This is a genomic window from uncultured Pseudokineococcus sp., assembly GCF_947499845.1.
GTDB lineage: Bacteria > Actinomycetota > Actinomycetes > Actinomycetales > Quadrisphaeraceae > Pseudokineococcus.
The window spans coordinates 72,689-96,684 of the sequence record NZ_CANMPM010000007.1 but is presented as its reverse complement, the minus strand read 5'-3'; the positions used below and the strand labels follow the sequence as shown (position 1 = coordinate 96,684).

General features: G+C 75.3%; 17 protein-coding genes. 3 read left to right on the top strand and 14 right to left on the bottom strand.

From position 1 onward, the window contains the following. Positions 1–3: 3 nt before the first annotated feature. Positions 4–264: a WhiB family transcriptional regulator gene (locus Q0789_RS08780; RefSeq protein ID WP_171204245.1), complete on the bottom strand. Its 261-nt coding sequence runs from the start codon at positions 262–264 to the stop codon at positions 4–6. A gap of 472 nt (positions 265–736) precedes the next feature. Between Q0789_RS08780 and cofD the strand changes: the two genes are divergently transcribed. Both cofD and cofE read left to right on the top strand, forming a co-directional pair. Then, a complete protein-coding gene (gene cofD, locus Q0789_RS08775; RefSeq protein ID WP_298804273.1) occupies positions 737–1,846 on the top strand; it encodes a 2-phospho-L-lactate transferase in 1,110 nt (369 codons plus the stop codon). Positions 1,847–1,971: 125 nt separating this feature from the next. Further along, positions 1,972–3,126, top strand: coding sequence for a coenzyme F420-0:L-glutamate ligase (gene cofE, locus Q0789_RS08770; RefSeq protein WP_366917695.1), 1,155 nt, complete (start codon positions 1,972–1,974; stop codon positions 3,124–3,126). Between the two features lie 122 nt (positions 3,127–3,248). On the opposite strand, the gene Q0789_RS08765 is transcribed toward cofE, so the two are convergent. After that, a complete protein-coding gene (locus tag Q0789_RS08765; protein WP_298804269.1) occupies positions 3,249–4,322 on the bottom strand; it encodes a DNA-3-methyladenine glycosylase 2 family protein in 1,074 nt (357 codons plus the stop codon). Between the two features lie 454 nt (positions 4,323–4,776). On the opposite strand from Q0789_RS08765, the gene Q0789_RS08760 reads away from it, so the two are divergent. Beyond that, positions 4,777–5,526 (top strand): TIGR03089 family protein, encoded by a 750-nt coding sequence (locus Q0789_RS08760; protein ID WP_298804267.1) that lies wholly within the window; start codon positions 4,777–4,779, stop codon positions 5,524–5,526. A 56-nt stretch (positions 5,527–5,582) separates the two neighbouring features. On the opposite strand, the gene manA is transcribed toward Q0789_RS08760, so the two are convergent. The 12 genes from manA to Q0789_RS08700 all read right to left on the bottom strand — a co-directional run bounded on the left by manA (position 5,583) and on the right by Q0789_RS08700 (position 23,866). Beyond that, the gene (manA, locus tag Q0789_RS08755) at positions 5,583–6,914 is read right to left on the bottom strand and encodes a mannose-6-phosphate isomerase, class I (protein ID WP_298804265.1); all 1,332 of its coding nucleotides are present in this window, start codon (positions 6,912–6,914) and stop codon (positions 5,583–5,585) included. A 25-nt stretch (positions 6,915–6,939) separates the two neighbouring features. Beyond that, positions 6,940–9,705, bottom strand: a complete 2,766-nt coding sequence (locus Q0789_RS08750) for a YfhO family protein (protein ID WP_298804263.1) — start codon at positions 9,703–9,705, stop codon at positions 6,940–6,942. A gap of 17 nt (positions 9,706–9,722) precedes the next feature. Next, the gene (locus Q0789_RS08745; protein ID WP_298804259.1) at positions 9,723–10,100 is read right to left on the bottom strand and encodes a GtrA family protein; all 378 of its coding nucleotides are present in this window, start codon (positions 10,098–10,100) and stop codon (positions 9,723–9,725) included. A 14-nt stretch (positions 10,101–10,114) separates the two neighbouring features. Further along, positions 10,115–10,531 carry a DUF2304 domain-containing protein gene (locus Q0789_RS08740; protein ID WP_298804257.1) on the bottom strand — a complete coding sequence of 139 codons (417 nt, stop codon included), beginning with the start codon at positions 10,529–10,531 and terminating at the stop codon, positions 10,115–10,117. Beyond that, positions 10,528–11,271: a glycosyltransferase family 2 protein gene (locus Q0789_RS08735; RefSeq protein WP_298804256.1), complete on the bottom strand. Its 744-nt coding sequence runs from the start codon at positions 11,269–11,271 to the stop codon at positions 10,528–10,530. Before Q0789_RS08735 ends, Q0789_RS08740 begins: the two co-directional genes overlap by 4 nt. Positions 11,272–11,323: 52 nt before the next feature. Next, entirely contained in the window at positions 11,324–12,328 is a 1,005-nt protein-coding gene (gene rfbB, locus Q0789_RS08730; protein ID WP_298804254.1) for a dTDP-glucose 4,6-dehydratase, read from the bottom strand. A gap of 119 nt (positions 12,329–12,447) precedes the next feature. Further along, the gene (locus Q0789_RS08725; RefSeq protein WP_298804252.1) at positions 12,448–13,509 is read right to left on the bottom strand and encodes a right-handed parallel beta-helix repeat-containing protein; all 1,062 of its coding nucleotides are present in this window, start codon (positions 13,507–13,509) and stop codon (positions 12,448–12,450) included. Between the two features lie 67 nt (positions 13,510–13,576). After that, positions 13,577–16,714 (bottom strand): glycosyltransferase, encoded by a 3,138-nt coding sequence (locus Q0789_RS08720; RefSeq protein WP_298804251.1) that lies wholly within the window; start codon positions 16,712–16,714, stop codon positions 13,577–13,579. Between the two features lie 29 nt (positions 16,715–16,743). Next, positions 16,744–18,132, bottom strand: a complete 1,389-nt coding sequence (locus Q0789_RS08715) for a hypothetical protein (protein ID WP_298804250.1) — start codon at positions 18,130–18,132, stop codon at positions 16,744–16,746. Between the two features lie 145 nt (positions 18,133–18,277). Beyond that, positions 18,278–19,738, bottom strand: coding sequence for a hypothetical protein (locus Q0789_RS08710; protein WP_298804249.1), 1,461 nt, complete (start codon positions 19,736–19,738; stop codon positions 18,278–18,280). Continuing rightward, the gene (locus Q0789_RS08705; RefSeq protein ID WP_298804247.1) at positions 19,735–21,759 is read right to left on the bottom strand and encodes a peptidoglycan recognition protein; all 2,025 of its coding nucleotides are present in this window, start codon (positions 21,757–21,759) and stop codon (positions 19,735–19,737) included. The genes Q0789_RS08710 and Q0789_RS08705 overlap by 4 nt, the downstream gene beginning before the upstream one ends. A 688-nt stretch (positions 21,760–22,447) precedes the next feature. Further along, positions 22,448–23,866: a SpoIID/LytB domain-containing protein gene (locus Q0789_RS08700; RefSeq protein ID WP_298804245.1), complete on the bottom strand. Its 1,419-nt coding sequence runs from the start codon at positions 23,864–23,866 to the stop codon at positions 22,448–22,450. Positions 23,867–23,996: the final 130 nt, after the last annotated feature.

Sequence of the window (23,996 nt, the reverse complement as noted above, 5' to 3'; positions counted from 1 at the left end):
CGCTCAGACGGCGCGGCGCTTGAGCTTGCGGCGCTCGCGCTCGGAGAGGCCGCCCCAGATGCCGAAGCGCTCGTCGTGGAGGAGGGCGTACTCGAGGCACTCGGCGCGCACGTCGCAGGAGACGCACACGCGCTTGGCCTCGCGCGTCGAGCCGCCCTTCTCGGGGAAGAAGGCCTCGGGGTCGGTCTGGGCGCACAGGGCGCGCTCCTGCCAGCCCAGGACGCCCTCGTCGCCGTCGTCCTCGAGGCCCGCGAGGAGCTCCAGCCCGCGCCGGCCGCCCGGGTCGCCGTCCGTCGCGGGCCGGGAGCGCGGCGCTGCGGGCTCGAGGGCGCCCTCGTCGGGCGCGGCCGCCGGCCAGGGGCCGACGACGACGTCGAGCTCGGCGGCCCGGGCGTCGAGGACGCGGGCCTCGAGGACCTGGGCGTCGGAGACGGGCCGGTCGGAGCCGTCGAGATCGTGGTGGGCGTGCGGTGCGTGCGTCCGGTCGAGCACAGGGACCCCCTCTGGATCGCGTGCGGAGCGCGATGACTCCCTTGCCGCCCGGTTGGACCGTGGCGCGTGACCGAATTACACGCGTGTCGTGCGCGGGCCGTCAAGCCCGTCCGGTGTAGGCGGCGCGACACGCCGAGGGGCCAGCGGCGATGACGCGCCGTGACGCCCCCTCACGGGCCGTGGGCGGATGACGGGCGTGGCGACGCCGACGCGACCCGCCCGTCGGGGCGGCCAGGATGGGGGCATGCGCATCACAGCCCTGTCCGGCGGCGTGGGCGGGGCGCGGTTCCTGCGCGGGCTGCTCGACGCCCTCGCCGAGCGCCGCGCCGCGGGCGCCGGCGGCGACGCCGCGAGCCCCGCCGACGAGGTGGTCGTCATCGGCAACACCGCCGACGACGTCACCCTCCACGGCCTGCGGGTCTGCCCCGACCTCGACAGCGTCATGTACACCCTCGGAGGCGGCGCGGACGACGAGCGCGGCTGGGGCCGCGCCGGGGAGACCTTCGCCGTCGCCCGCGAGCTCGCCGCGCACGGCGACCCTCCCGACTGGTTCTCGCTCGGCGACCGCGACCTCGCGACGCACGTCCTGCGCAGCCGGCTGCTCGCCGAGGGCGCTCCCCTGTCGGCGGTCACGCGGCGGCTGTGCGAGCGGTGGCGGCCGGGCGTGGAGCTCCTGCCCATGACCGACGACCGGGTGGAGACCCACGTCGTCGTCGACGCCGCCGGCCTGCCCGAGGACGGCTCGGTCCGCTCCCCGCTGGCCGAGGGCCTCGCCAGGCCCGGCGAGCGGGCGCTGCACTTCCAGGAGTGGTGGGTGCGCCACCACGCGGCCCCGGCCGCCCGCCGCATCGCCGTCGCCGGGGCGCGGGCGGCGCGGCCGGGCCCCGGCGTGCTCGAGGCGCTGGCCGGCGCCGACGTCGTCCTCCTGCCGCCGAGCAACCCCGTCGTCTCCCTCGGCGCCGTCCTCGCCGTGCCGGGCCTGCGCGAGGCGCTGCGCGCGACCACCGCGCCCGTCGTCGGGGTCTCCCCCGTCGTCGGCGGCGCGCCCGTGCGCGGCATGGCCGACGCCTGCCTGCGCGCCGTCGGCGTCCCGACGACGGCCGCCGCCGTCGCCGGCCTCTACGCCGACGTCCTCGACGGGTGGCTCGTGCACCCCTCCGACGCGCCGGCCGACGGGTCGCAGGGGCAGGACGACCCGCTCGTGCGCGCCGAGCCGCTGCTCATGACGACGCCGGCGGACGCGGCGCGCATCGCCGCGGCCGCCCTCGACGTGGCCGAGACGGCGCGCGACCTCGACCTGAGGTCGAGGTCGAGGGTCGGTGCTCCGGCCGCGCACGCCGGGCTCGCCGCGTGAGCGCCGTCGCCGACGGACCGGGTGCCGAGGGCCCGGGCGCGCCCACCCCCGGCGGTGGGGGCGCGGACAGCGGGCGCGGACGCCCCCGGCGGCACCTCCCCCCGCCCCCGGCCGACGGCTTCGCCGTGCGGGCCGTGGCCCTGCCGGGGGTCCCCGAGGTGCGCCCGGGCCACGACCTCGGCGCCCTGCTCGTCGACGCCGTGGCGCGGGCGGCCCTCGCCCTGCGCGACGACGACGTCCTCGTCGTCGCGAGCAAGGTCGTCGCCAAGGCCGAGGGCCGGTCGGTGCGGGCGCGCGGGCGCGCCGCGGCGGTAGACGCGCAGACGGTGCGCGTCGTCGCCGAGCGCGGCCTGCCGGGCGGGGCGACGACCCGCGTCGTCCAGTCGCGCAGCGGCCCCGTCCTCGCCGCCGCCGGCGTCGACGCCTCCGACGTCGAGCCGGGCACGGTGCTGCTTCTGCCGGCCGACCCCGACGCCTCGGCCCGCACCCTGCGCGCGCGCGTCACCGAGCTGACGGGCGCCTCCCCCGCGGTCGTCGTCTCCGACACGACGGGGCGGCCGTGGCGCGTCGGCGTCACGGACCTCGCGCTCGGCGTCGCCGGCCTCACCGCCCTCGACGACGTGCGGGGGGAGGTCGACCGCTTCGGCCGGCCGATGGAGGTCACCGTGCGGGCGGTGGCCGACGAGGTCGCGGCCCTCGGCGACCTCGTCAAGGGCAAGGCGGCCGGGACGCCCGTGGCGCTCGTCCGCGGCCTCGGGACGCGCAGCGGGTCGGCGCCCTCGACCTCCACCTCAGGTCGAGCGGCGGCTCCGCTGGCCGAGGTCGGCGGTCCCGACGGCGACGGGGCCGCCGCCTGCACGCGGACGGGGCCGAGCGACTGGTTCGCCTACGGGCACGTCGAGGCGGTGCGCGCGGCGCTGGGCTCCCCGCCGGGCGCCGTGGAGCCGCCGCCCGTCGACCCGGCGGCCGACACGGGCCGGGCGCGGCTGCGGCGCGCCCTCGCCGTCGCCACGGGCCCGGGCGCCCCGGACGGCGCCCGCGCCGACCTCGACGGCCCGCCCGCCGGCCCGACCGTCGACATGGGGTCGGCGGCCGGCGTGGTCGTCGCCGTCAGCGGAGCCCCGCTCGCCGTCGGCGCCCTGGCCGAGAGGGTGCGGCTCGCCCTGTGGGCCGAGGGGCTGGACGCGGAGGTGAGGACGACGGACGCGCGCGCCGACGGCGCACCGGCCGCGGCCGCGGCCGTCGTCGTCACCGGGCCCGGCGGGGCGACGCCCGGCTGACGACCCCGGCCCAGCTCGTCCCAGGAGCTCCACCACCGCTGTCGCAGTGGAGCCCGTGGGGCGGGCGCCGGCGCGTCGCCCCACGAGGTCGACCACCGCCGGGTCGGGCCGGCGCCGACGCCTCAGCGGCCGCCGGCGGTGGCGGGCGTGTGCCTGGGCAGCGTCATCCGCGGCCCCCGCCGCGGACGGCGGGCGCCGGACATCTCGAGCAGGCGCTGCACGCGGTAGCGGTGGCCGCGGTAGGGCTCGATGACCTCGGCGCAGGCGTCGTCGTCGAGCACCTCGCCCGTGAGGGCCCAGGTGACGTCCTTGGCCACGTGGTAGTCGGCGAAGGAGAACGCGTCGGCGTCGCCGTGGGCGCGCTGGCGCACCTCGGCGGCCGTCCAGACCCCGACCCCGGGCAGGCTCCGCAGCGCCGCCTCGACCCGCTCCGGCGGCAGCAGCAGCGTCCGCTCGAGCCCCTCGGCCGAGCGCGCGGCCGTCTGCACGACGCGGCTGCGGCGCTGCTCGACACCGGCTCGGAGCCACTCCCAGCTCGGCACCGCGCGCCACGCCGCCGCGGACGGCGGGACGCGCATGCCGGCGGCCGGGCCGCCGGGGGCCGCGGCGGGGCCGGGCGCCGGGTCGCCGAAGCGCTCGAGGAGCCGCCGCCAGCCGCGGTGCGCCTCGACGCCGGTGACGACCTGCTCGATCGCCGCGCCGGCCGTCGCCTCGAGGACGGCGCCGGTCCGCGGCACCCGCCACCCGCGGTGGCGGCGGTGCGCCTCGACGAGGCGGGCGTGCTGCGGCAGCGGGACGAAGCCGGCGTCGTCGTCGCCGTCCCCGAGGAGCGCCGGGACGCCGTCGAGCACGTGCGCGGCGCCGTCGCCCCACGCGCGGGCCCGGACGACGCCCTCGGCGGGGACGGGCAGCAGGTGCAGCAGCGCCGTGCCGGCGGGCGTGCGGGTGGCCCACCAGTGCTCGCCCGCGGCGGCGCCCCGGCGGACGGCCGGGTCGCCGGCACCGCGCCGCAGCGGTGAGAGGACGGCCGTGACGTCGAGCGCCCGCCCCGGCCGCCACATGCGCTCTCGCGGGGTCGCGGCCGCGGTCGACCGCCCGGGAGGGCTGCCGGACGGCGCCCGTCGCGCCGGCGCGACGGCGCCCCGGCCCCCGAGGAGCCCGCGGGCGCCGGGCGGCAGGTGGTCGTGCTCGGTCACGCGGCCAGTGTGCCCCGCTCCCCCGACAGCTCCGCCTCCGCCGCGGCGAGGCCGACTCGAGCTCGCGCCACCACCCCCCACCGCGAAGGTGACGCCTGCTTCACCCCTGAGGGGGCCCAGGACGCGAAGGTGACGCCCCCTTCACCCCGGAGACGGCCCAGGACGCGAAGGTGACGTCCCCTTCACCCCCCAAGGGGCCCAGGCCGCGAAGGTGACGCCTCCTCCACCCCGAAGACGGCCCAGGACGCGAAGGTGACGCCCTCTTTCCCCCGAGAGACCCAGTACGCGAAGTTGACGCCCCCTTCGCGTGTCGGGAGGTCCGGGGACGCGGGGACCGACGCCCGTGCGCGGCCGCGGCTCTTCTGCGGGCGGGGCCGCGGCGACCGTAGGGTCGAGGACCGCGTGGTCCTCCAGGACCACCGCCCCCCGCCGCCCCGCCCGGAGGAGAGCCGCCGTGCCCCAGCCCCCGCAGGACGACCCGTCCCGCGCCGCCGTGCCGCCCGCCGTCGCCCGCGCGCGCGACGTGCCGACGCTCCTCGAGGCGCTCGTCGACGCCGACCCGGGGCGTCCCCGCCTCACCTGGTACGGCGCCGGCGGCGAGCGCGTCGAGCTGTCCGCGCGGGTGCTCGTCAACTGGGTCGCCAAGACCGCCGACCTCCTGGCGAACGAGTGCGACGTCGAGCCCGGCGACGTCGTCTCGCTGGCGCTGCCGCCGTCGTGGCGCACGACCGTCATCGCCCTGGCCGCCTGGTGCGTCGGCGCGGAGCCGTCGTGGGACGGCGACGAGGGCGAGGTGCTCGACGACCTCGAGCCGCAGCCGCCGGCCGTCCTCGTGACGACCGCCGACGGCCCCGTGGGCCCGGCCGGCCGCGTCGTCGTCGTCGACCTCCCCGCCCTCTCCCGCTCCGCGGCGGGCGGCCCTCCCGGGGCGCTGGACTACAACGCCGAGGTCACCGGCCGCGACGACGTCCTCGCCGTCGACGAGCAGGTGCAGGACCGCCGCGTGCTCGAGCTGGCCGACGACCTGGCCCGCATCAGCGAGTTCCGCCCCGGCGAGCGCGTCCTCGGCGCGGCCGAGGACCTCGACCCGGACCTCGTGCTCGGGGCGCTGCGGCGCGACGGGTCCGTCGTCGCCGTCGCGGCCGACGCCGGGCTCGACCTCGACGACCTCGCGGCGCAGGAGCAGGCGACCGCCCGCGCCTGAGCGTCGCGGCCCCTTCTGCGGCAGCCCCGTCCCCGGCGTCCGCCGGGGTCGGGGCGTCAGCGCGGGACGGCCGCCACCCAGGCGACGCCGTCGCCCGCGACCCGCAGCGGTCCGTCGTCGTCGCGCACGAGCGCGGCGCCGCCGCGGCCGAGGCGCAGCGCGCCGCCCGCGCCCACCGCCAGGTCGACCTCGCCCGCGGTGCACAGGACGACGCGCGGGCCGTCGACCGGGCCGGCGACCTCGCCGCCCGCGGGCTCCAGGCGCCACAGCTCCACCTCGTCGGGGCCGGGCCGCCACACGAGCGACCCGTCGCCGGCCACCGGCTCCACCCGCGGCACGGCCACGGGGCGCGCGTCGACGACCCGCTGCAGCTCGGCGACGTCGACGTGCTTGGTCGTGAGCCCGCCGCGCAGCACGTTGTCCGAGGCGGCCATGAGCTCCACGCCCGTGCCGGACAGGTAGGCGTGCACGTTGCCGGCCGGCAGCCAGACCGCCTCGCCCGGCTCGAGGCGCACGCGGTGCAGCAGCAGGGCCACCAGCACGCCCGGGTCGCCGGGGTGGTGGGCGGCCAGCTCGGCGACGGTGCGGCGGTCGGGGTCGACCGCGCCGTCGACGGGCTCGTCCGGCACCTCCTCCATGCGCCCGCGCTCCCCCGCGGCCCCGGCGAGGCCGCCGTCCGGACCGCCGAGCTCGTCGGGCAGGGGCGCCGGACCGCCGGGCACGGGCTCCCCGGCCGCCTCGACGGCGTCCGCCGGGTCGCCCTCAAGCGGCCCGTCCTCCGCGCAGGCCGCGGAGACGTCCTCGACGAGCTGGGCCACCTCCTCGGTGCCGGACAGCAGGTAGGACAGCGCCTCGCGGATCGCGGCGGGGGCGTCGTCGCCGGAGAGCACCTCGACGAGCCGGGCCGCCGCGGGCACGTCCATCCGCCGCAGCGCGGCCGCCGCGACCGCAGGGTCCCGGAACCCGCACAGCGCCTCGAAGGGGGTGAGCGCGACGACCATCTCGGGCTTGTGGTGCGGGTCCTTGTAGCTGCGGTGCGGAGCGTCGGCCGGGACGCCGGCCTCCTCCTCGCGCGCGAAGCCCTCGCGGGCCTGCTCCTCGCTCGGGTGCACCTGCACCGAGAGGGGCGCGCCGGCGGCGAGCACCTTGAGCAGGTACGGCAGCCGGTCGCCGAAGCGCCCGCGCACGCGCGGGCCGAGGACGCCCGCCGGGTCGCGGCCGACGACGGCGTCCATCGGCTCCCCCGCCACGGACGCCGGGGCGCCGGGGTGGGCCCCGAGCCACAGCTCGGCCTGGGGGCGGCCGTCGGCCGCCAGGCCCAGCAGCTCGGGCAGCGCGGTGCGCGACCCCCACTCGTAGTCCCGGACGACGCCCGTCAGCAGCTCCACGCGGGCGAGGCTACGCACGGCACCGTCACGCGCTCGAGCGCGCCCACCTCAGGTGCGCCTCGTCCGCCCTCTCCCTCGTAGTTCCGCCGTTCCGGCGCCGACGTCCCTCGCGCACGAGGAGGAGGAGACCCACCGCACCGGCCACCCCGGAGATGGCGAGCCCTGCCGCGAAGCTCGTCGGGCGGTACTCCAGGCGGACGTCGTGCGTGCCCGCCGGGATGCGCACGGCTAGCTGTGCGCCGTTCAGCGAGAGCACTTCGGCCTCCTCACCGTCCACCGTGGCGCGCCATCCCGGCCAGGCGTTGAGCCGGACCTCGAGGACGTGGGGGACCTCCGACTGCGTCTGGGCGTCGACCGTCCCAGCGTCGACCCTCGCGCTGAGGACATCCACCCCCACGTCGACCTCTCCGCCGGCCGGGCATCTGCCGACCAGCACAGCACCTCGCTCCTCACGTTCTCTCGTCTCGATCGTCGCGACAGCAGCGTCTTGGTCTGGCACGCAGGTCCAGCGGCTCGAGGCCCCGACCAGGGGCAACGCCGACTCACGGACGTACAGCCACGAGTCGTGCGCGTCCACGAGGGGTAGGCGTGAGTCCGAGGCGTAGGTGGCGATGGCGAGCTGCTGCTCGCCGGCAGCCTCCACGTGGACGACGCACTCCGTGTCGACCGCGGAGAGATCGAGACGGACTAGGCGGTCGGACAGGTCGAGGGTGTCGAGGTAGAGGGCGTACGGCTCTGCCGCCGAGCGGAGCCGGCGCACCTGCGACGTCTCACCGGTCGCCGATCGGAGTGAGAGCAGCGAGCTGCTGCACCCCGCACCCTGGCTGCTGACGACCAGCCTGGCGACATCCGCCCCCGTCGGGACGCGTGCGGTGAGCCCCTCGGCCTCACCCAGACCGTCGGCTGTGACGACGCTCAGCGGGGTGTCTTCCAGGTAGGGCCGAGCTCCCGCCTCGAGGGCGACGACGGACACGGCGAGCTCGTCGAGCACGGACGGCGAACGGAACGGCGCCTCGGCGTCGACCTGGATGAAGACCCTCTCGAGCCCTTCTGGCGGCACGACCTCCTCGAGCAGCCGACGGTAGGGACCGAAAGGGAAGGCGTGCCCCCGGACGTCCGGTATGCCGTAGAGGACGTTCGTGTTCGGCATGTAGGCGAGGTCGACTCCCAAGAGGCGTCCCTGGCTCCCGAGCAAGGTCCGAGCAGCTCGGTGGCCGTCAGTGACCGGGTAGTACGCGTCAGCCTCGTTCGCGGCGATGAAACCGTGCCAAGGCACGACGGCCTGCGCGACGATCACGACCAGGACGACACCGAGCGCGGCTCGCGAGGTCAGACGGCGCGCACGCCTGCACGCCCGCTCCCGAGCCAGTGAGCGCGCCACCACGGTCGAGAGGACGGACACGGCCACCAGCAGGAGGACGGCACCGTGGACCCACAGCGCCACCCCGAGCCCCTCGGTCAGGTCCGGGCGTCGATCGACAGCGGCCCGCAAGGAGACCGTCGCCGGCACCACGACGCTGAGCGGCAGGAACGCCGCCACGGCAGCTGCTACCCGCAGTGACCAGGACACCTCGTCCCTGCCACCACCTCGAGCACGCTCCAGGGCCGTGGCGGCAGCGACCGCCATACCGAGCACGACGACGTGGCGACTGGCTGGGATCGTGGAGTCGCCGAGGACCGGGACGGCGTAGTAGGCGGTGAGCAGCGGTCCACCGATCGTCGTCGCCGTGAGCAGGAGGCCGCCGGGCAGCACCGCCGCCCACCAGAGGGGGGCCATCCGGCTTGGTGCACGCCCCGCGACGACCAGGACGAGCCCGGCGGCGGCGAGACCGGTCACGACCGACCCCACGTGGAGGTTGGCCGCCACGGCGTCAGCGTCGCTCAGCCCGTAGTACTCGAAGACGTCGGTACCGGTCACCCTGGAGGCGAACGTGCTGAAGAGGAACTGCGGAGGGAGGTGCGCGTCGGGGCCGAAGGAGCGGAAGGAGAGGAAGTTCCCGTTACGGACGACCTCGAGCAGCGGGAGCATGTGCAGGGCCGCCATCCCCGCCCCGAGGGCACCGGCGAGGGCTGTCACCCCCACGGGGCGCCAGCCGCGCCGGTCTGCCCGTGCTCCTGCCACGGCGTAGAGCGCGACCACGGCGCAGTTCGCGGCCGCCGTCGAGGGGTACCCCTCGAGAAGACTCGTCGCTGTACCGATCGCCAGAAGGGCGCCTCCCGACCGTGCATGCCCTCCGAGGAGACGATCCGCACCGAGGAGGAGCATGGGCAGGAGGTAGACGGCCACGACGCGGTAGTCGTAGACCCAGAGGCTGCCGGCCAGGGCGAAGGCCACCGCCCCTACAGCGGCAGGCAGATGGCTGAGACCCCGACGACGCAGCAGGTAGAAGAGGCACACCTGCGCCACGACGAGCGGCACGAGGACCCTGAGGGAGTCCGCCGCTGCGTCCGGGAGGACGAGGCGAGACCACTGCGTCGGCGACAGCAGGCCGCTGTTGTTGTTCAGCGGGAAGACGCCCCACGGCATGCCACCCGCGGTCGTCGGGTCGTACAGGGGGAAGTCCCCTGCGCGCAGACGGTCGTAGAAGGCGATCGTCTGGGGAGCGATCTGAGCGATGTCCGTCTGCAGGCGGTTCTGCACCTCGGACGGGGAGGACGTGGCCCAAGGGCTGTACCTCCCGAGGACGTCGACGGCCGACAGCCCTCGCCCCAGCAGCACGCGCCAGTGAGCGATGACCGCCACGACCACGGCTACCGGGAAGATGAGCCAGTCCCGGCTGCGCCCCGTCACGCCCGGGTCCTTCCCGATCATCGGAAGACCCATGCGCGGTAGAGGAAGAAGTTCCACACCGCGATGACGGCCACTGCCGTTGTCTTGGCCAGCGCGTCCGCCGTGCCGAGGCTCACCAAGCCGGTCACGATGCCGAGAGTGGCCAGGTAGTTCGCCAGCAGCAGCAGCCCGTACCTGACGGCACCGCGTCGCAGGCGGTGCGTCGAGCTGAAGACGACGCTCCGGTTGAGGCAGAAGTTGACCATGACGCTGGTCCAGTAGCCCACGGTCGCGGCCGGCACGACACCCCAGCCCAGTCCCCGGCCCAGCAGGAGGAAGAGCCCTAGATCGATGATGTAGCTCAGCCCTCCGACGAAGAGGTAGGCGAGCAACGTCCGGACGGACGGGCGCTTCACCACCGGCGCCTCGCTCAAGCCTCGCTACCGGGCGTCAGCCCCTCGCCCCTCTGCACGACCGTCTGGTCCTCCGCACCAGCCTCGGAGCTCTCGTGCCGTCCCGTCTCCACCAGCAACCGGAGCTGCGCGCACTCCTCCGCCAGCGTCCGTGTCCGCTCCTCGAGCCGCCCCAGCTCGCTGCTCTGCTGCACCGAGACGAGGAGCAGAGTCACGCTGGCGACGAAGAAGAGCAGGTTGGCCGGGACCGCGACGCCCAGGGCGTCGCTCACCGCCTCGAGGACCTGCGGGGCCACCCCGACGACGAGGACCAGCAGGCCGATGAGCAGCCAGAGGAGCGCGTACTTCTCCCTCAGCGTTCGCCGGCGCACCATCTCGAAGATGAGCCCCAAGCACACCGCCGCGCCGACGATGTACAGGACGTTGACCGTCATGACGCAGTCTCGAGAGCCGGCTGACGACGGATCAGCGCCATGAAGAGGGCGACGACAGCTCGACCCAGGTACAGGCCTGCCTTCCACGAGCGCTGGCTCGGCGTGCCGGCCCGGCGCTGGCGCATCTCGACGGGCACCTGCCGGATGACCAGCCCAGCACGTGCGCCCATGACCAGAGCCTCGACGGTGTCTCCGAGGTACTCGGCGGGGAAGTTGGCGGCGTAGAAGGCCAACGCCTTCCGGTCGACGGCCTTGAAGCCCGAGGTGGTGTCGGTGAGCCGGTGCCGCGCGATCGTGGAGATGGTCCGGGCCAGGAGGGTCATCGCCAGGCGCCGCGCTCTCGACGTCTCGAAGGTCCCGCGATCCGCGAACCGGGCGCCGACCACGACGTTCGCTTCCGCGAGGCCCGCGACCAGTCGCTCGACGTCCGCAGGGTCGTGCTGCCCGTCGGCGTCGACCTGCACGACGGCTCCGTACCCGCACCGGAGGGCGTAGCGGTAGCCGGCGCGTACGGCGCCCCCGACCCCGAGGTTGAAGGGCAGCACGAGGACTGGCACGCCGCGTCCGCGGGCGACCAGGCGGGTGTCGTCGGTGGACCCGTCGTCGACGACCAGGACGTCGACCCCGGGCGCGCAGGAAGAGATCTCCGCCAGCGTGGCAGGAAGCGCTGCGGCCTCGTTGTACGCAGGGACGACGACGAGGACCCCGCCGTCTGGCCGGAACGGGGTGGGTCTGGGCACTGGTGCAGGGTACGTCTCCGGACAGGTGGGTCGAGCGCGACTCGCCCTCGGCTCAGAGACGCACCTCCCCTGCAGCTCGGTACCGCTCCTCCGTGGTCGCCTTGCGCGGGCGCCACCAGTCCTCGTTGTGGCGGTACCAGTCGACGGTGGCGGCGAGCCCCTCCTCGAAAGAGGTGTACCGCGGCGTCCAGCCCAGCTCGCCCCGCAGCTTGGACGAGTCGATGGCGTAGCGCAGGTCGTGCCCCGCGCGGTCGGTGACGTGGTCGTAGTCGTCCGCCGGGCGCCCGAACGCCTCGAGGACGAGCTCGACGACCCGCTTGTTGCTCAGCTCGCCGTCGGCGCCGATGAGGTAGGTCTCGCCCGACCGGCCGCGCTCGAGGATGTCCCAGACCGCGCGGTTGTGGTCGTCGACGTGGATCCAGTCGCGGACGTTCTCACCGGCCCCGTAGAGCTTGGGTCGCACGCCGTCGACGAGGTTCGTGATCTGCCGCGGGATGAACTTCTCGACGTGCTGGTACGGCCCGTAGTTGTTGGAGCAGTTGGAGATCGTGGCGCGGACGCCGAAGGAGCGCGCCCATGCGCGGACGAGGAGGTCGCTGCCGGCCTTCGTCGAGCTGTACGGGCTCGAGGGGTTGTAGGGCGTCTGCTCCGTGAAGCGCTGGGGGTCGTCGAGCTCCAGGTCGCCGTACACCTCGTCCGTCGAGATGTGGTGGTAGCGGACGTCGTGGGCCCGCACCGCCTCGAGCAGCGCGTAGGTGCCCAGGAGGTTCGTGCGCAGGAAGGGGCTCGGGTCGTGCAGCGAGTTGTCGTTGTGGCTCTCGGCGGCGAAGTGGACGACGGCGTCCGCGTCCGCCACGAGGCGCTGCACGAGCTCGGCGTCGGCGACGTCGCCCTCGACGAAGGACACCCGGTCGGCCACCTCGGCCAGCGAGGCCCGGTCGCCCGCGTAGGTGAGGGCGTCGAGGACCGTGACCTCGACGTCCGAGCGCTCCCGGACCGTCTGGTGGACGAAGTTCGCGCCGATGAAGCCGGCGCCTCCGGTGACGAGCAGTCTCATGGTGCCTCCGGTCGGGCTGGTCAGGGCGGGGTCCGAGAGACTACCCAGCGTCGCCCCGGTCCTCGCGCTGCCCGGTCCGCCGGGCGCTCGGGGACAAGGCGCGTGCTGCGTCCCTCACCTCACCAGTCCAAGTAGGTCCCCCTGCTGGTGGTCCCGTAGTAGCGCGCCTGCCAGGAGGTCGGTGTCACCGAGCAGGTGCTGCGCTTGGCGAGGGCGGGTGCTGGACGGACGGCGGTGTCCTGTCCCACCCGCACCTTGCCGAAGGGGTCTCGGACAGCCATGTCGGCCGAGAAGACGTAGTTGTTCTCGACGACGTTGCCCGTCCCACCGACCATGAGGGCGTAGATGCCGGTCGTGCGCCGGTCCTGGGGGGTGAAGGGCTCGACCGACAGTCCGAGGAGGTTGCCGCGCACGGCGTTGTCCCTGACGTCGTGGCTCATCAGCACCTGACGGCCGCCGTCGAGGATGGTGTTGTTGAGGACGACCACCCCCCACGGGCCAGGCGCCCCCGGCTGCCCGCCGTCGCCGAGCTTGATGCCGGCGCCGTTCGGGTGGCCGAAGATGACGTTGCGAGAGATGGTGCCGCTCGAGCGAGGTCCGCCATGGATCTTGACGTAGATGTTGTGGTCCGTCTTGACGCGCTGGGAGCGGGCCGCGTCGTGGACGCAGTTCTCCGTGAAGAGAAAGCCGCGGGGGTAGCCGTTGCCGCCGGCGATGGCGACGTTGGCGTAGGCGTCCGACCCTCGCGCTCCCCAGAACTCGCTCGCCGACACCCGCCAGCCGACGCCGCCGTCCACCATCAGTCCCGGGGCTCGGGCCGCCGTACCCTCGACGCGCAGCCGATGGAAGGTCCAGTGGTCCGGGCTCGTCAGGAGCAGACCACCCACGAGGGTGGGCGGAGCCGACCAGACCTGGGCCTTGACGGTGACGGGACGGGAAGCGGTCCCCGGCGCGAGACGGGGCCGGATGTAACCGATGCTGTGCCGCCCGGGCGCGACGAGCAGGGTGTCCCCTGCACGGAGCCCCTCCAACGCCGCCTTCATGTTCTCCCCTGGCCGGACGACGACGGTCTTCGACGTCGTCGTCGCCTCAGCCCGTGCTGCGTCCGGAGTCAGCACCGAGCACACCAGGGCCACCGCCAGAGCGACCACCACGGACGACAGGCGCCACGCCACGACCATCAGGACCTCCCAGGTGCACGACGACTCGGTCCTCGTTCTCGTCGGCAGCGCGGCCGGTGACCTGGAGTCACCCTGCGGAGGGCTCCTGCAGCGGCTGGTCACCCCTGAACTTCAGGACGTGCGTGAGCAGCGTCCGCGCGCGCGCCTCGAAGGAGTGCTGCACCCGTACCTGGTCGGCGATGACGGCCCGCTCGTCGGACTGCGGGAAGACCTGGTCGCGCGGCAGGTCGACGAGCGCGCGCAGGTGGTCGGCGTCCCGCACGGCCACGGCGCACCCTTGGAAGAGCTCCTCCAGGCCCGGTACCGGGTCGGTGAGGACGCGGGCGCCCGAGGCGACGGCGTCGAACAGCCGGTTGGAGACGAAGCCGTCCCGCTGCATGTCGTCCCAGTGGTCGTTGAGGACCACGCCCGCGGCGCGGTAGGCCGCCGACAGCCCCTCGTTGGGCAGGTAAGAGCCACGGACCCATGAGGCGGGGACGACCCCGTCCCAGCCCTGGCCGACGACGTCGGTCCGGACGTCGGCGTCCACGGCCCAGCCGACCACGCGGCGGCGGATGTTCCGGGAGTTGCCGACGAACAGCAACTTGTACCCGGTGTCCGCCACGGCCGCGTCCGGGTGGAAGCGCGCCGGGTCGGTGCACTGGAGGAGCGGGTGCACCGGCAGGCCCCAGGCACGCGTGGCCTGCTCCGCCCACGTCTCGCTCGCGGCGAAGACGCCGTCGTAGCCCAGCACCTCCTCGCGCCGGACGTCCTCGGGGTGGCTGATGACCCAGGCGAGGTTCACGGCCCCCGGCTGGGGCGGCAGGGGCATGAGGCCGCGGAGCTGGAGGACCACGTCGTCGAGGTGGGCGCTCGGGCGCACGCGCGTGTCGCGGGTGTCGACGACGACGTGCTGGCCGAGGCGCCTCAGCCCCTGCGCGAGGCTCTCGGCGAAGTGCTCGTCACCCCAGCGCTGGGCTCCGCGGAACGGCGCCGCGGTCTTGATCGCCCAGTGCATGCGGGGGACCTGGTGCCCCTCGACGCGGGCGCGGACCGGCCGGAGTCGGCGCACGAGCGGGACCGCAGGACGCGACGGCGCTCCCTGCTCCCCCACCGGCGGCGGCTGCCAGCCGACGACCTCGAGCCCGCGGCCGGCGTACGTCGGCGCGGGGTCGGGGCGGGACCCGCCGTAGCGGCTGACGAAGTGGCGGAAGTTGTGGTGCGCCTGGGGGTCGTCACGGCTCAGCGATCGGCCGACGTGCACCGCGTGCACCCGGGGGTCCACGAGGACCGTGCCACCCGCTTTCCGCAGGCGCAGCCCGAGGTCGGTGTCGTGCAGGCCGTTCCGGAAACGCGTGTCGAAGCCGCCGACCGCGGCGTGCTGCGCCGCATCGAGGACCAGCAACGAGGCCGCAGGGGCCGGGACTTCGAAGGGCTCCTCCCCGACGTCGTCCGGGTGGTGGCCGGCGAGGAAGGGCACGGGCAGCGAGGTCGAGGTCTCCAGCACGGTCCCCGCGTGCTGCACGAGGCCGTGGCGGGTCACGAGCACCGGCTGCACGGCGGCGGCGCCCCGCTCGCGCAGGGCCGCCGCCAGGCGCCCGACGTCCCCGGGCCTCACCGAGACGTCGTCGTCGGCGAGGACGACGACGTCACCGTGCGTGACCGCGAAGCCGGTGTCGGCGCCGAGGGCGAAGAACTCCTGCACGGGACGGCGCAGCACGCGCAGCGAGGGCAGAGCCAGCTCCGCGCACGCCGTGGCCAGCGAGGCGGACAGTCGCGAGCCGTCGTCGACGACGACGACCTCGTCCGGCGCCCCCTCCCCCGCGCACAGCCCCTGCAGCGCCGTGAGGAGGGCCCGCGGGCTGTCGCGCGTGACGACGACGAGCGACGTCGTCCCCGCCGTACGGGGCGCCGCCGCGACCGCGTCCCAGTCGAGGAGGCGGCGCTTCTTGACGACCTCGCCCCAGCTGTCGCCGTGCGTGACGGTGATCCGGCGGACGTCGGAGTCGTCCGCGTGGTAGTCCACGCCGACGACGGGCACGAACTCCAGCGGGCCGGCGGACGCCAGCTTCCACACGAGGTCGTAGTCGACGGCCCGCTTGAGGTCGGTGTCGAAGCCGCCGACGGCGCGGACGGCGTCGGCCCGGGCCACGAGGACGTTGAGGTCGACGTGGTTGATGACCTCGAGGTGGCTGCGTCCGGCGTCCAGCGCGCGATAGACCGTGCGCTCGCCCGTGTCCATGGCCACGACGCCGTAGCCGACGTCGCGTCCGCTGCGCCGCAGCTCGGCGACCATGCGCGCGAGGAAGCCGGGGCGCCAGGTGTTGTCGGAGTCGAGGAACGCGACGTACTCGCCGCGCGCGACGGCGAGGCCGGCGTTGCGGGCGGCCGAGACCCCCTCGTGCGGACGCTCGACGACGACGACGCGCGGGTCGCGGGCGGCCACGGCGCGCGCCGCGGCCACCGAGCCGTCCCGGGAGCCGTCGTCGACGACGACGACCTCGAGGTCGAGGCCCTCCTGGGCCAGGGCGGAGGTGAGCGCCGTCTCGACGAGGTCCTGGCGCTCCCAGACCGGCACGACGACGGAGACCGACGTGGCGGCCAGGCGCGCGGCCTCCTCGGCCGTCAGGGTGCGGGCGCCCGAGGGCTCCTCGAAGCGCTCGGTCTTGCGCGGCGCGGTGCGCAGCGCCTCCTGCCCGGCCCAGCGCGCGAGGTGCTCGTCGAGCAGCGCCTCGACCGCGCCGCGCGTCGTGACGACGGTCCCAGCGGGGCCGGCGACGTCGACCGGGGCCTCGGGGCCGCGGTCCAGCAGGTCCCCCAGCGGGCCCATCGGGTGGCGGGCGGCACCGGGGTGCCGTGCGACGTGCGCGGCCGGGTCGAAGCAGGGGTGCGGCGAGGACGTCCGGCGCACCGAGGGGCGCCGGACGTAGGTGACGAGCGGGTCCTCGTCGGCCGTCGCCCATCCGCGAGGGTCGATCCACTCGGGCAGGAACCAGCGGTGCGGCGTCCGCCCCGCCCGACGCCCCTTCGTGAGGTAGTGGCGCAGCGCGGCCAGCTCGTCGATGTCGTCGCCGAGGAAGGCCGCCTGGGCGAGGTACCACCGCGCGTCGAAGAGGCCCGACGCCAGGACGCGGGCCTCGTCCCGGGTGGCGGTGGGGTGCCGCGGCGCGAGGGCCGCGGTCGCGCGGACGCGCTGCGACGTGCGACGGGCGGCCCTCCCGGCCACTCGTCGCGCCCCGTCCAGGGCCCCGGCGCTCAGCGGGGCACCCGCTGCGCCACGGCGGCCACGGCCGCGTCGAGCTCGCCTCCGAGCCCGCGTGGGGGCGCGAAGGCGTGCTGCTCGGGCCGGGTCCGCCAGGCCTCCAGGAGGGCGGCGCCGAGCGCGTCGGGGTCGGCCTCGGCGCGCACGAGGCGGTCGTGCCAGTCGCCCCGGAAGCCGCCGAGGCTGTTGGTGACCGTCGGCACGCCGCTGCACGCCAGCTCGAGGGGCATGTGGCTCGGGTGCGGGCTCTGCATGAGGCACAGCGCCAGGTCGGTGCGGCCCACGAGCCCGTAGTAGTCGGCCATCGACAGCTTGCCCGCGCTGCGGGCCACCGTCGTCGGCGTCAGCGCGACGTCCCGGTGGAGGTCACCCGCCGTGACCACGTCCGGACGCAGGCCCTCAGCCTCGGCGAGGACGGCGAAGCGCTGCACGCCTTCGATGCCGATGCGGAAGAGGTTCCGGGGGTGCCGCGGGCGCGCGTAGAAGAAGACGCGCGGGCGCTCGGGGTCGCCCGGCTCCCAGGCCGCCGCCGCGCCCTGCAGGGCGGGGAGGTCGAGGTGCGGGGCGAAGACGACCTGCGGGTCGACCTCGAGACCGACCGCCCACGCGAGGTAGTCGGCGAGGGAGCGCGAGTTGACCATCGGCGTGAAGCCGGCGCGGTAGGTGCTCTCCGCGATGGCGTACTGGTCGCTCCAGCCGCTGAAGGACGGCTCGAAGTCCTGCACGAGGTAGACGACGCGGGAGCGGTCGACGGCGCCGCGGCGGCAGGCGAGGTCGAGGGCGTGGGCGGTCGTCCAGTAGGTCGCCACCCAGACGTCGCCCGTGCCGAACGTCGCCGAGGGCACCTGGGCCCGCTCGACGAGGTCGACGGTCGCCGCCCGAGCGGGGTCGAAGCCGTTGTCGACGAACCAGCGGCGGAGCGTGCGGGTGGAGGTCGCGCCGACGGCCTCGCTCGTCAGCACCACGCGCAGCGGCACCCCGCGCGCCTCGGCGAGGCGCCAGCCCACCGTCATCGCCGTCAGCAGGCCCGCGTAGATGCGGTCGACGTCGAGGCCCGGCAGGACGAGGTTGACGTGCGGCGGCGCGTCCATGAGGGACGTGCGCTCGAACGTCGAGCCGCCGCGGGCGATCTCCCCGAGACGCACCCGCGGGACCGGGACGGCCGGAGTGCCCTCGTCGGCACCGCCGGGCAGCGCCACCCCGGGGGCGCCCGTCGGCGCAGGAGCGGTCGGCGTGACCGACCGGGACCACGACGCCGCGGCGCCGGGCCACCGGCCCTCGCGGGCGTGGAAGGCGATGCCGCTGCGGACGTCCTTGTCGGTCAGGTAACTCCGGACAGCCTCGGAGAGGATCCGCACCTTGCGCGCCGCGGCGAATGCCATTCGTCTCCTCCACGGGACCACTGACGAGGGCCCGACTCGTCGGCCGGCACTGCGCCGACCGAGACGAGTCGGACCCTACAGACAGTCCCCGCCGGTCACGGGCTCGCCCTGCCGTCGCCATCCGACCACCCTGCTCACCCGCAGGTCATCCGCCGAACCTAACGTCGCCCTGGGCCACACCGGCGCGCACGTCGTTCCGCCACACGAAGTGGTCCCCGCTGCGCGCCCCCCAACCATCACGACGATCACCGTCGAAGTCACCCGCGAAGCCCTGCATCGACGCCCTCCCGAAGCCCACCGGCGCCACCGGCACCTGACGCAACCCGGGCAGCGCGAAGCGCAGATCACCCCGCTGGAGCCCAGGGGTGTCCCTGCCGTCACCGTCCCAGTCCCCCACCAGTGGCCGGTCACTGGCACGACCGAAGTCCACCACGACGTCCGCCGGCCCCTGGGACACCGACGACCTCAGCAGCCACCGACCCTTGCGGACGACCCCGAACCCCAGGCTCCTGCCGTCCCACGTCCCCACGACCGGCCGATCACCCGCGAGACCGAAACCGACCGCACGGTCCGCGGCCCCACCCGACGCACTGTTCCGCAAGTACCACATGCCGTTTCGGTAGACCCCGACGGAATCCTTGCCGTCCCGGTCCCAGTCCCCCACCACCGCCACGTCCCCCGCCCGGCCGTACCGGTAACGCACGGCAGCGCCGTCATCACGCCGCAGCGACACGACCCCGTCGACGAACAGACCGACCTCGTCCCGCCCATCACCGTCCCAGTCCCCCACCAGAGACTGAGCCGCCCCAGGCACCGCCACAGGCGTCGGCGTCGGCGTCGGCGTCGGCGTCGGGCACGGCTGCGTGTTCCTGCCGCGGTACGGGGGCGCTGGAACCCCTACCTGTCGGACGCAAGGCCCGTAGTCGGTGCCGGCGACCGTCGTCCCCGTCCAGAAGGACGTGCGCGCCATGGCGCCGTCCCAGCTGAGCGAGATGTGGATGTGGTCGGTGTGGGGACTCGCTCCCGTGTACGACTTCCAGACGCCGTTGTAGGAGCCCCAGATGCGCCTGTCCCAGATGACGTACATCACGCCCAGGCGACGCGCGTTCCCAGCTGCCACCCCCTTGGCGTCCGGGCCGATCAACCAGGTGAGGAAATCGCTCGCCTTCGCAGCGTCCTCCGGGTCGCTGGCGTCCAGCATCCAGTCGTAGGCGCGCCCCTCGTAGTGCTCGCTCCGAGCCCCGCCGCACGGCCGCGTGATGCCGCCGACAGGCCCGCCGTAGGTGGTCCTCAGCAGCTCTCTGAGCCTGACCGTCCCCGGTCGCTCGACCGGGTCGCAACTCACCTGCGGCACGTACGGCGCCAGCGCCTCCGGGGCGGACAGGTACCGGCTGACGGGCTCGGGCGCAGCGGCCGCCAGCGCGCTCGCCGTCCCAGGCCGGCTGGGCCTCACGAGGTCGTCGGCGGACACCACGGAGGCGCCCGTCCCGGGGACCTCGGGCCCAGCTGCCTGCGCCGGGGTGGGGATGGTCGCGACCACAGCGGCCGTCATCAGTCCGACCAGGAGCCTCGTCCGGCTGCCGCGATGACCGGTGGGGGAGATCATCCGCCGAACCTAACGTCGCCCTGGGCCACACCGGCGCGCACGTCGTTCCGCCACACGAAGTGGTCCCCGCTGCGCGCCCCCCAACCATCACGACGATCACCGTCGAAGTCACCCGCGAAGCCCTGCATCGACGCCCTCCCGAAGCCCACCGGCGCCACCGGCACCTGACGCAACCCGGGCAGCGCGAAGCGCAGATCACCCCGCTGGAGCCCAGGGGTGTCCCTGCCGTCACCGTCCCAGTCCCCCACCAGTGGCCGGTCACTGGCACGACCGAAGTCCACCACGACGTCCGCCGGCCCCTGGGACACCGACGACCTCAGCAGCCACCGACCCTTGCGGACGACCCCGAACCCCAGGCTCCTGCCGTCCCACGTCCCCACGACCGGCCGATCACCCGCGAGACCGAAACCGACCGCACGGTCCGCGGCCCCACCCGACGCACTGTTCCGCAAGTACCACATGCCGTTTCGGTAGACCCCGACGGAATCCTTGCCGTCCCGGTCCCAGTCCCCCACCACCGCCACGTCCCCCGCCCGGCCGTACCGGTAACGCACGGCAGCGCCGTCATCACGCCGCAGCGACACGACCCCGTCGACGAACAGACCGACCTCGTCCCGCCCATCACCGTCCCAGTCCCCCACCAGAGACTGAGCCGCCCCAGGCACCGCCACAGGCGTCGGCGTCGGCGTCGGCGTCGGCGTCGGCATCGGCGTCGGCGTCGGCGTCGGCGTCGGCGTCGGAGCTGCTGACGCCTGCAGCTGCGCCGCGCGAGCGCGGATCGTGCCCATCTGCCCGGAGAGCCCGACTCCCGGGCAGGCGGTCAGGCCGACGTCCATGTGCCGCAGGACGGTCGGCATGGTGACGACGCGCCCCCGGCCGTAGCGGGAGGTGCTGCCGCCGGCCGACGTCAAGGTCGTCGTCGCCGTCGGTGAGACGCCGTACTCGCCGAGCTTCCACGCGACGACCGCGGCGATGCTCCTGACGAGAGCGGAGCTAGGAGCGGCCTCCTCGTAGTTCCCCATGGCGGAGACACCCATGGTGTCGGTGTTGAAGCCCGACGCGTGCGCGCCCTGGACGGTCTGGGTGATGCTGCCGCGTCGGCCCTCGTAGACCGTGCCGAACTTGTCGACGACGAAGTTGTACCCGATGTCGGCCCACCCCAGAGACTTCGTGTGGTAGGCGTAGATCCCGCGCAGCTGGCTCATCGACTGACTCGCCGTCGAGTAGTTGTTCGACGAGGCGGTGTGGTGGACGACCATCGCCCGCACGGTCGAGTTCCGACCGGTGGCGCGGGCGAGCGACTCGTCCGCTCCCCACTGGGCGCGCGTGACGATGGCGGGCCGCGGCGCCCCAGCGGCCGCTGTGGTCACCAGGCCCCGCGAGGACGCGGTCGTCGCGGTGACGGCGTCTCCCCGCGCCGCGGCCGCGGTCGCGGCCGCCGTCGGGCCCACCGCTGCGTCGACTCGCGCGACGTCTCCCTCTCCGCCGTCGACGACCCGGACCCGCACGTCCCGCGGGGCCGTGCCGGTCGCCGTGTCGACGCGCACCTGATAGCCCCGCGCCCCGTCGGTGGCGAGCGGGGAGGTGCCGATGACCCCGCCCGCAGCCGCCGCCTCCTCGGAGCCGGCGTCGGGGCCGGCGTCCTCGACAGGCAGCGCCTCCCAGCTCGACCAGGCCCCCTCCTCGAGGACGCGCACCCTGACGGTGACCGCACCGACGGTGGTGTCGGCACTGGACCACGTGACTCCGAGGACGTCGAAGGCGTCGTCAGTGGTCACCTGCTCGGTGAGCACGGCCGGTCTGGCCTCGGAGTCGCCGGCCCGTCGCAGCTGCGCGAGGGCGGCGGCGTCGACGCCCACCTCGGACACGGTCTCGGTGCTGGTGGCGACGGGCGCGCTCTCCACGGCGGCTGCGGCCACTTCCGCCGGCACGGCGTGCGCGGGTGCCGTGACGAGGCCGAGTGGGGTGACGACGACGGCGCACGTGAGCGCCCCACCGAGGCGGATGAGGTGACGTGACACGGGACGGGCTCCTGACGGGCGACTGGAATGCTTCACCCTCGAGTAGTCGTCAGGCGGGTGACGACGCTGAAGCCCGAGTCCGCCACGAACTTCGAACTCCGGTCACGCCGTCTTGAAGGGGGTGGGGCCACCCGAGCCCGCACTCGACGGGTGGCTCGCCATGCTCGCCCGCGGGCTCGTGGTGACGCCGTTCACCTGCCCGTGCAGCAGTCCGGAGCGATGGGGCGCACGTCGGTCCAGGCGGTGACCGGAGGGTCGAGGCGCTCGTCCTACCGACGCCGCCGAGCCCCGTGACCGCCGGGAGCTGTCGCCTGCAGGGGGGGCGACGTCGTGCTCGAGGGGGGCGCCGCCCCCACTCGACCTCCCGAGCGCGTACCCGGCTGGGTTGCCCGTCTCGACCGCGTGATCGCACAGCGCCGCCGTCCACGGCGAGGGGGTCTGCCCAGCGAGCGCGGCAGCGGTCCCACCAGTCACCCACTCGGACGTCTCCGGGACGGCGACGACGGCCGGCTGTCCTGCTGTGCCCGGGGCCGACCAGCCAGCCCTCGCCGGTACCTCGCCCGCCGCCCCGGCCGAGCCGTGGTCGTGCCCCTCCGGTGCGCGCCGGACGTCCTAGCGTTCGGCGGGGGGCGACTCTCCTCGTGGCCAGTCGCCCCTGGACCCGTCGAGCATCGAGGGGCCTCACCGCTCAGCCGTTCGTCGCCCCTGGCAGGCACACCGGTCCCGCGCTCCGGCGGACGGTGAAGCCGCTGGAGCGCACCGACGGCGACACCGCCCGCAGGGCGTCGCGCGCGCGCTGGCCGGTCACGCGGAGCGTCACCGGCGCCCCCGCCCTGGTGCCCACGACGACGACCTCGGTGCGGTCCGCCGAGCCGCGCGGCGCCACCTGCAGGTCCGTCGCCGTCGAGAGCCCGAAAGCCCGGGCGACCTCGGCCCAGGTCAGCCCGACCGACCATGAGGCGTTGGGGTCGCCCGAGGCGAGCTCCCACCTGCTGTCGTCGACCTGGCGCAGGTGCGCGACGGGCGCAGAACCCCACACGTACGTGTTGGTCTCCGACCAGCCTCCGTGCGAGGACGCGTACAGGAGGTCACGCGCGAGCGCGCCGGACGGCGTCGTCATCACCGTGCCGCCCGACCTGGTGGACGTCGCGGCGACCGCGCGGGCGAGACCACCGCCGTAGCGGGCGTCCTCCGCCCGGCGCTCGGCTCCCGTCCACACCTGGTCGGCGGTCGTGGGACGGACGACGTAGGCGTCCTCGGACGCCACGTACTTCCCGAGCAGGAACGTGCGCGCGGCCACGACCTGGGCCTCCTGCGCGGCCTGGGGCCAGGAGACGGGCATCTCGGCGAGGCCGCGGAGGTAGGTGTCGACGGCGGAGCCCCGGTCGCCGTCGACGAGGACGGCGCGGACCTCCAGGCCGCTGCGACGAGGGGCGAAGCGGGTGGCGTCGGCGTCGGAGCGGCGCACGAGCGGCGTCGCCCCGGACGAGGCCCACGTCGAGACGCGGACCTCGCGGCCGCCGTTCTCGGCGCGGACGAGGGCGCCGGCGGTCGGCGCGAACCCGCGCGGCGCCACGGCGCCGGCATCCGTGCCGGCGAGGACCTCGAGCCGGTCCCCCGCGGCCCGGCGCACCGTCCACGTCGCCCCCTGCGGCTGCACGACCTCCTGGGTGCCGCTGCTCCAGCGCACGGGGCCGTCGTCGGCGCGGACCTCGGCGCGCGAGGTCGCCCCGCCACCCGTCAGGAGGTCGACGAGCACGGTCGGGCGCACCGACCGTCGAGCGGGCACGAGGCCCGGGTAGTAGGTGGTGAGGATGGTGGTCGAAGAGCAGCCGAGCAGCGCCGCGCCGCGCGCGCCGTACTGGCTCATGCCCATGCCGTGGCCCCACCCGTGCCCGTCGAGCACCACGTCGGGCGCACCGGCGGGGGCCGCGGCCGCCGGGACCACGGCGCCCCCGGCCGCCGGGCAGACGCCCGCGGCCGACGCCGCGGTGGCGGCGACCACGCCGGACGGCGGTCCGAGGAGACCGCCCAGCCCGGTCGCCGCGACGGCGACGAGGGCGGCGAGGGCGCGGCGGGTGGTGGAGGCGGTCGGTCGCGAGGTCATGGCTGCGGTTCGACGGGTGGGCGGGCGCGCTGGAGCGCGCAGGACGAGCACCACCCGGGCGGCGTCGGCTCGGCGAGCCGCAGGGCGGAGGTCGTTAGCCTCCCCGTCGGAGGCGCCCGCCCCCGCCCAC

Bases quoted from the DNA above. Each gene is read 5' to 3' on its own strand.
- cofD (WP_298804273.1), top strand. From the start codon at position 737: ATGCGCATCACAGCCCTGTCCGGCGGCGTGGGCGGGGCGCGGTTCCTG.
- Q0789_RS08700 (WP_298804245.1), bottom strand. From the start codon at position 23,866: ATGACCTCGCGACCGACCGCCTCCACCACCCGCCGCGCCCTCGCCGCC.
- Q0789_RS08725 (WP_298804252.1), bottom strand. From the start codon at position 13,509: ATGGTCGTGGCGTGGCGCCTGTCGTCCGTGGTGGTCGCTCTGGCGGTG.
- rfbB (WP_298804254.1), bottom strand. From the start codon at position 12,328: ATGAGACTGCTCGTCACCGGAGGCGCCGGCTTCATCGGCGCGAACTTC.
- Q0789_RS08715 (WP_298804250.1), bottom strand. From the start codon at position 18,132: ATGGCATTCGCCGCGGCGCGCAAGGTGCGGATCCTCTCCGAGGCTGTC.
- Q0789_RS08740 (WP_298804257.1), bottom strand. From the start codon at position 10,531: ATGACGGTCAACGTCCTGTACATCGTCGGCGCGGCGGTGTGCTTGGGG.
- Q0789_RS08710 (WP_298804249.1), bottom strand. From the start codon at position 19,738: ATGATCTCCCCCACCGGTCATCGCGGCAGCCGGACGAGGCTCCTGGTC.